Here is a 5,676-nt window from a genome sequence, read left to right as displayed (position 1 = left end):
GCGAGCTCCGGCGCGGCCGGGGCGGCATACGTGACGTCGTAGTAGCGCTGGGGGAATCCCCAGAAGTCGTAGGTGAGGGGGGCGCCCGTCGTCGAGGACAGAGCGAGCGGCGCCTCCTCCCAGTGGGCCGAGACCATGAGGATGTTCGTGGGCTTCGCCGCCGTCTGGGCGATGTCACCGGACCACGTCGCGAGCTCCCTCGTCCACCGCGTGTCGTCCGCGAGCGGAGGGGCTCCGTGGCTGAGGTAGAGCACCGGCTGGGTCGTCATAGGACCATCCTATCCTGATTTAGTACAATGTTCAACTACTCGGTCAACACGGTGCGGTGGGAGAGGCTTCCCGGCTGACGCGTTACAGTCCTGTCGCCGGCCCCCGTCCGAGCCGTGACGAATCCACTGCACGAGGGTCAGGGAAAGACATGGGGGTATGGCATGGCCGCAGGAAAGGGCCGCAAGCTCGTCATCGTCGAGTCACCCAACAAGGTGAAGTCGATCGCGGGCTACCTCGGAGCGGAGTACGACGTCGAGGCGTCTATCGGTCACATCCGGGACCTGCCGAACCCGTCGGAGCTGCCTCCGGAGATGAAGAAGGGTCCGTTCGGCAAGTTCGCCATCGACGTCGACAACGACTTCGAGGCCTACTACGTGGTCGACGCCGACAAACGCAAGAAGGTCGCCGACCTCAAGCGCGCCCTCAAGGACGCCGACGAGCTCTACCTCGCGACGGACGAGGACCGCGAGGGCGAGGCCATCGCCTGGCACCTCCTCGAGACGCTCAAGCCGCGGGTCCCCGTCAAGCGGATGGTCTTCAACGAGATCACCCGCGAGGCGATCCAGCGCGCCGTGAACAACACCCGCGAGCTCGACACCGCCCTCGTCGACGCGCAGGAGACCCGCCGCATCCTCGACCGCCTCTACGGCTACGAGGTGTCGCCGGTGCTGTGGCGGAAGGTGCGACAAGGGCTTTCGGCCGGCCGGGTGCAGTCCGTCGTCACCCGGATGACCGTCGAGCGGGAGCGCGAGCGGATGGCCTTCGTCCGGTCCTCCTACTGGGACGTCGAGGGCGACTTCACGACGCGCACCAGCTCCGGCGCCCTCAACGAGGCCGACACCTTCACCGCCCGGCTCAGCGCCGTCGACGGTGCCCGCGTCGCCACCGGCCGCGACTTCACCGACGCGGGGGTGCTCAGGTCCACCTCGGTCGTCCACCTCGACGAGCGGATGGCGACGGCGATCGCCGCGGCCGTCCCGGTCTCGCCGGTCGTCGTCTCCGACGTCCAGGAGAAGCCCTACACCCGCCGCCCGGCCGCGCCGTTCACGACCTCCACCCTCCAGCAGGAGGCCTCGCGTAAGCTGCGCCTCAACGCCAAGAACGCGATGCGGGTGGCGCAGCGGCTCTATGAGGGCGGCTACATCACCTACATGCGCACCGACTCCACCACCTTGTCGGAGTCGGCGCTGACCGCGGCCCGCAGCCAGGCGCGTGACCTCTACGGCGCGGAATACGTGCCGCAGGACCCGCGGCGCTATGCCTCCAAGGTCAAGAACGCCCAGGAGGCGCACGAGGCCGTCCGCCCGTCGGGTGACCGGTTCCGGACCCCGGCCCAGGTGGCCGGTGAGATCCGCGGCGACGAGTACGCCCTCTACGAGCTGATCTGGAAGCGCACCGTCGCCTCACAGATGGCCGACGCCCGCGGCTCGACCGCGACGGTCAAGCTGACCGCCACCCTCGACGGCGTGGACGTCGCCCGCGCGGCGGAGTTCACCGCCAGCGGCACGGTCATCACCTTCCGGGGCTTCCTCGCGGCCTACGAGGAGGGCAAGGACGACGAGGGCAAGCGGCGCAAGGAGGTCGCCGATGAGGAGCGCCGGCTGCCCAAGCTGGGGATCGGCGTCCCGCTCGCGGTCCTGCGCGCCGAGGCTGACGGCCACGAGACCTCGCCGCCGCCGCGCTATACCGAGGCAACCCTGGTGAAAGCCATGGAGGAGAAGGGGATCGGCCGACCGTCGACCTACGCGCAGATGGTCGGGACGATCCAGGACCGGGGCTACGTCAACAGCCGCGGGACGGCACTCGTGCCGACGTGGCTCGCCTTCGCGGTGACCCGGCTGCTCGAGGAGCACTTCACCAACCTCGTCGACTACGACTTCACGGCCTCGATGGAGGAGGACCTCGACCAGATCGCCAACGGCACCGAACAGCGCTCCGCCTGGCTGAAGCGCTTCTACTTCGGCGACGAGGCGACCTCGGCCGCCGGGCTGCGCGACCTCGTCAACGACCTGGGCGAGATCGACGCCCGCGAGATCTCGACGATCCACCTCGGTGACGGCATGGTCGTGCGGGTCGGGCGCTACGGCCCCTACGTCGAAGAGCTGGTGCCACAGGGCATCGACCCGGCGACGGGCGAAGTCCTGGTCGACGGGGCGGCCGCGCCGGAGACGCCTCGACGGGTCACCATCAACGACGACATCGCGCCGGACGAGATGACGCCGGCGAAGGCGCGCGAGCTGCTCGAAGCCGCTGTCGACGACGGTCGGGTGCTGGGCACCGACCCGGACACCGGCCATGAGGTCGTCGCCCGTGCCGGCCGCTACGGTCCCTACGTCTCCGAGGTCCTGCCGGCCGAGCTGCTCGACCTCAAGGGCAAGGCCAAGGTCAAGCCGCGGACCGCCTCGCTCTTCAAGGACATGGACATCTCCACGATCGAGCTCGACACCGCGCTCAAGCTGATGTCGCTACCCCGCGTCGTCGGGTCGGTGACCGAGGAGGACGGCACGGCGGTCGAGATCACCGCCCAGAACGGCCGCTACGGTCCCTACCTCAAGAAGGGCACCGACTCGCGGTCGCTGGTCACGGAGCAGCAACTCTTCGACGTCACGCTCGAGGAGGCCCTCGCGATCTACGCCCAGCCCAAGCTGCGCGGTCGGGCCGCCGCGGCTCCCCTCAAGGAGCTCGGCGCCGATCCCGTGTCGGCCAAGCCGGTCGTGGTCAAGGAGGGGCGCTTCGGCCCCTACGTCACGGACGGCGAGACCAACGCCACCCTGCGCCGTGACGACGACCCGGAGCAGATCACGCCGGAGCGCGGCTTCGAGCTGTTGGCCGAGAAGCGCGCGAGGGGACCCGTGACGCGCAAGCGGGCGGTCGCGAAGACGGCCAAGAAGACGGCCAAGAAGGCGACGGCCAAGAAGACGACAGCGAAGAAGACGACGGCGAAGAAGGCGTCGGGCGCGACGAAGACGGCGACCAAGACGACCGCCAAGACCGCGACCACGAAGGAGTGATCGATGGGGACCGCTGACGAGGGCTTCGAGCTGGACGTCGCGACGAGGCGGGCGCTCTCCCACCGGCTCGCGGTCGCCCAGCACGAGAGTCGGCTGCCTTCGGTGGCTGCCGGGGTCGTGCGACGAGGACGGTTGGTATGGGCCGGTGCTCGCGGCACGGTCGACGGCCGCGCCGGGGGCGTGCCGGCCGACGGCGACACGCAGTACCGCATCGGCTCGATCACCAAGACGTTCGTCGCGGTCGCGGTCATGCGGCTGCGGGACGCCGGGCGTCTCGACCTCGACGACCGGTTCGAGGAGCACGTGCCCGGCGCCGCGTTCGGCCGGGCGACCATCTCCCAGCTGCTCTCCCACTCGTCGGGCCTGCAGGCCGAGACCGACGGCCCGTGGTGGGAACGCACCCCCGGCGTCGGGTGGGACGACCTCGTGTCGGACGCCGGCCCGGTGCAGCGCACCCGCCCGGGACGGCGGTTCCACTACACCAACGTCGGCTACGGGGCTCTCGGCGAGCTGCTCGGGCGAGCACACGGCATACCGTGGCACGAGGTCGTGGCCCGCGACCTGCTGGCGCCACTCGGCATGACCCGCACGACGACCAGGCCGAGCGGCAAGGCGGCACAAGGGTTTGCGGTGCACCCGCTCGCCGACCTCCTGCTCACGGAGCCGGAGCACGATGCCGGCGCGATGGCCCCGGCGGGACAGCTGTGGTCGACCGTCGAGGACCTCGCGAAGTGGGCGGCCTTCCTCGGTGGCGACCTCGGCGACCTGCTCTCGCGGGACACCCTCGACGAGATGCTCGAGCCCCAGGTCGTCGACGACATCCGGGGCTCCGCCTGGACCCAGGCGCACGGGCTCGGCTGGCAGGTGTGGAACCGCGACGGGACCCGGTATGCCGGTCACGGCGGCTCGATGCCCGGCTTCCTCGCCTCGCTCCAGGTCGACCTCGAGAGCGGCGACGGCGCAGTCACCTTCACCAACACCACGACCGGCCTGACCCCCTTCGGCCGCGACCTGCTGGACGTCGTCGCGGAGCGCGAACCCCTCGACCCAGAGCTCTGGCTTGCGGGCGGATCCTCAGCCGCCGCAGTGGAGCTCGTCGGTCCATGGCACTGGGGCCCGGCCGCGATGGCCATCCGCGCCGACGGCGACGGGGGCTTCGTCCTCGGGGTCCCCGGGCAGGGCCGCGGAGCCCGGTTCCGCCTCGTCGAGGACGACCTCTGGGTCGGGCTCGACGGCTACTACGCCCACGAACCGCTCCGGGTGGTCCGCGACTCCGAGGGCGCCGTGAGCCACCTCGACCTCGCGTCGTTCCGCTACACCCGGCTGCCCTACGACCCCGAGCGCGACATCCCCGGCGGCGTCGACGACGCCGGCTGGCACTGACGCACTCCGCCTCGAGGGTTGACCTCGAGTGCGCTCCAACCCTTAGCGTCGGGGTCATGACGACCCCCACGACGACCACCCCCCAGCAGCCCATCGGTTCCGGTTTCGGGGCCAGGAGCACCGCCGACGAGGTGCTCGCCGGCGTCGACCTCACCGGCCGGCTGGCCGTCGTGACCGGTGGCTACTCCGGCATCGGCATCGAGGCCACCCGCGCCCTGGCGAAGGCCGGCGCGCACGTCGTCGTCCCGGCCCGCCGCCCGGACGTGGCCCGCGAGGCGCTGTCCGAGATCTCGGGCACCGAGGTGGACGAGCTCGACCTCGGCGACCTCGAGAGCGTCCGCGCCTTCGCCGACCGGTTCCTCGACTCGGGGCGGACCATCGACATGGTCATCGACAGCGCCGCCGTCATGGCCTGCCCGGAGACCCGGGTGGGACCAGGCTGGGAGGCGCAGTTCGCGACCAACCACCTCGGCCACTACGCCCTCGTCAACCGGCTCTGGCCGGCCCTCCAGCCGGGCGGCGCCCGGGTCGTCTCGGTCTCCTCGACCGGTCACCACCGCTCGCCGATCCGGTGGGACGACATCGACTTCGCGAGCGACTACGACAAGTGGACGGCATACGGGCAGGCCAAGACGGCCAACTCGCTCTTCGCCGTGCAGCTCGACGCCCTCGGCCGCAGCGCGGGCGTGCGGGCCTTCGCTCTCAACCCCGGTGGGATCCTCACCCCCCTCCAGCGGCACCTGAGCGTCGAGGAACAGGTCGAGATGGGCTGGATCGACGCCGACGGCACACCCCTCAACCCGGGCTTCAAGTCCACGCAGGCCGGCGCAGCGACCCAGACCTGGGCCGCTGCCTCGCCGCAGCTCGACGGCCTGGGCGGGGTCTACCTCGAGGACTGCGAGGTCGCCGTGCCCTGGGCCCCGGACGGCCCCCGCTCGGGCGTCAAGGACTGGGCGATCGACCCCGAGCAGGCCGCCCGGCTGTGGGCCCTGTCCGCGGAGCGCACCGGCGT

At 71.0% G+C, this 5,676-nt stretch carries 3 protein-coding genes and 1 pseudogene; 3 read left to right on the top strand and 1 reads right to left on the bottom strand.

The genetic code is table 11. From position 1 onward, the window contains the following. A pseudogene (locus Q0R63_RS16300) lies at positions 1-269 on the bottom strand (dioxygenase); the annotation flags it as partial. A 162-nt stretch (positions 270-431) separates the two neighbouring features. Here Q0R63_RS16300 and topA point away from each other — a divergent pair. The 3 genes from topA to Q0R63_RS16285 all read left to right on the top strand — a co-directional run. Further along, on the top strand, positions 432-3,281 hold the full coding sequence (gene topA, locus Q0R63_RS16295) for a type I DNA topoisomerase (RefSeq protein WP_295699535.1): 2,850 nt from the start codon (positions 432-434) through the stop codon (positions 3,279-3,281). Positions 3,282-3,284: 3 nt separating this feature from the next. Next, on the top strand, positions 3,285-4,664 hold the full coding sequence (locus tag Q0R63_RS16290; protein ID WP_295699533.1) for a serine hydrolase domain-containing protein: 1,380 nt from the start codon (positions 3,285-3,287) through the stop codon (positions 4,662-4,664). A gap of 56 nt (positions 4,665-4,720) precedes the next feature. Beyond that, positions 4,721-5,676 (top strand): SDR family NAD(P)-dependent oxidoreductase (locus tag Q0R63_RS16285; protein WP_295699531.1); only part of this gene is annotated, 956 nt, incomplete at its 3' end.

The sequence above is a fragment of the Lapillicoccus sp. genome, assembly GCF_025353065.1.
In the GTDB taxonomy this organism is placed as follows: Bacteria; Actinomycetota; Actinomycetes; order Actinomycetales; family Dermatophilaceae; genus Lapillicoccus.
This window is presented reverse-complemented; position numbering and strand designations above follow the sequence as displayed.

Excerpts from the sequence above, each read along its gene's own strand:
- topA (WP_295699535.1), top strand. The coding sequence starts at position 432 with ATGGCCGCAGGAAAGGGCCGCAAGCTCGTCATCGTCGAGTCACCCAAC.
- Q0R63_RS16290 (WP_295699533.1), top strand. The coding sequence starts at position 3,285 with ATGGGGACCGCTGACGAGGGCTTCGAGCTGGACGTCGCGACGAGGCGG.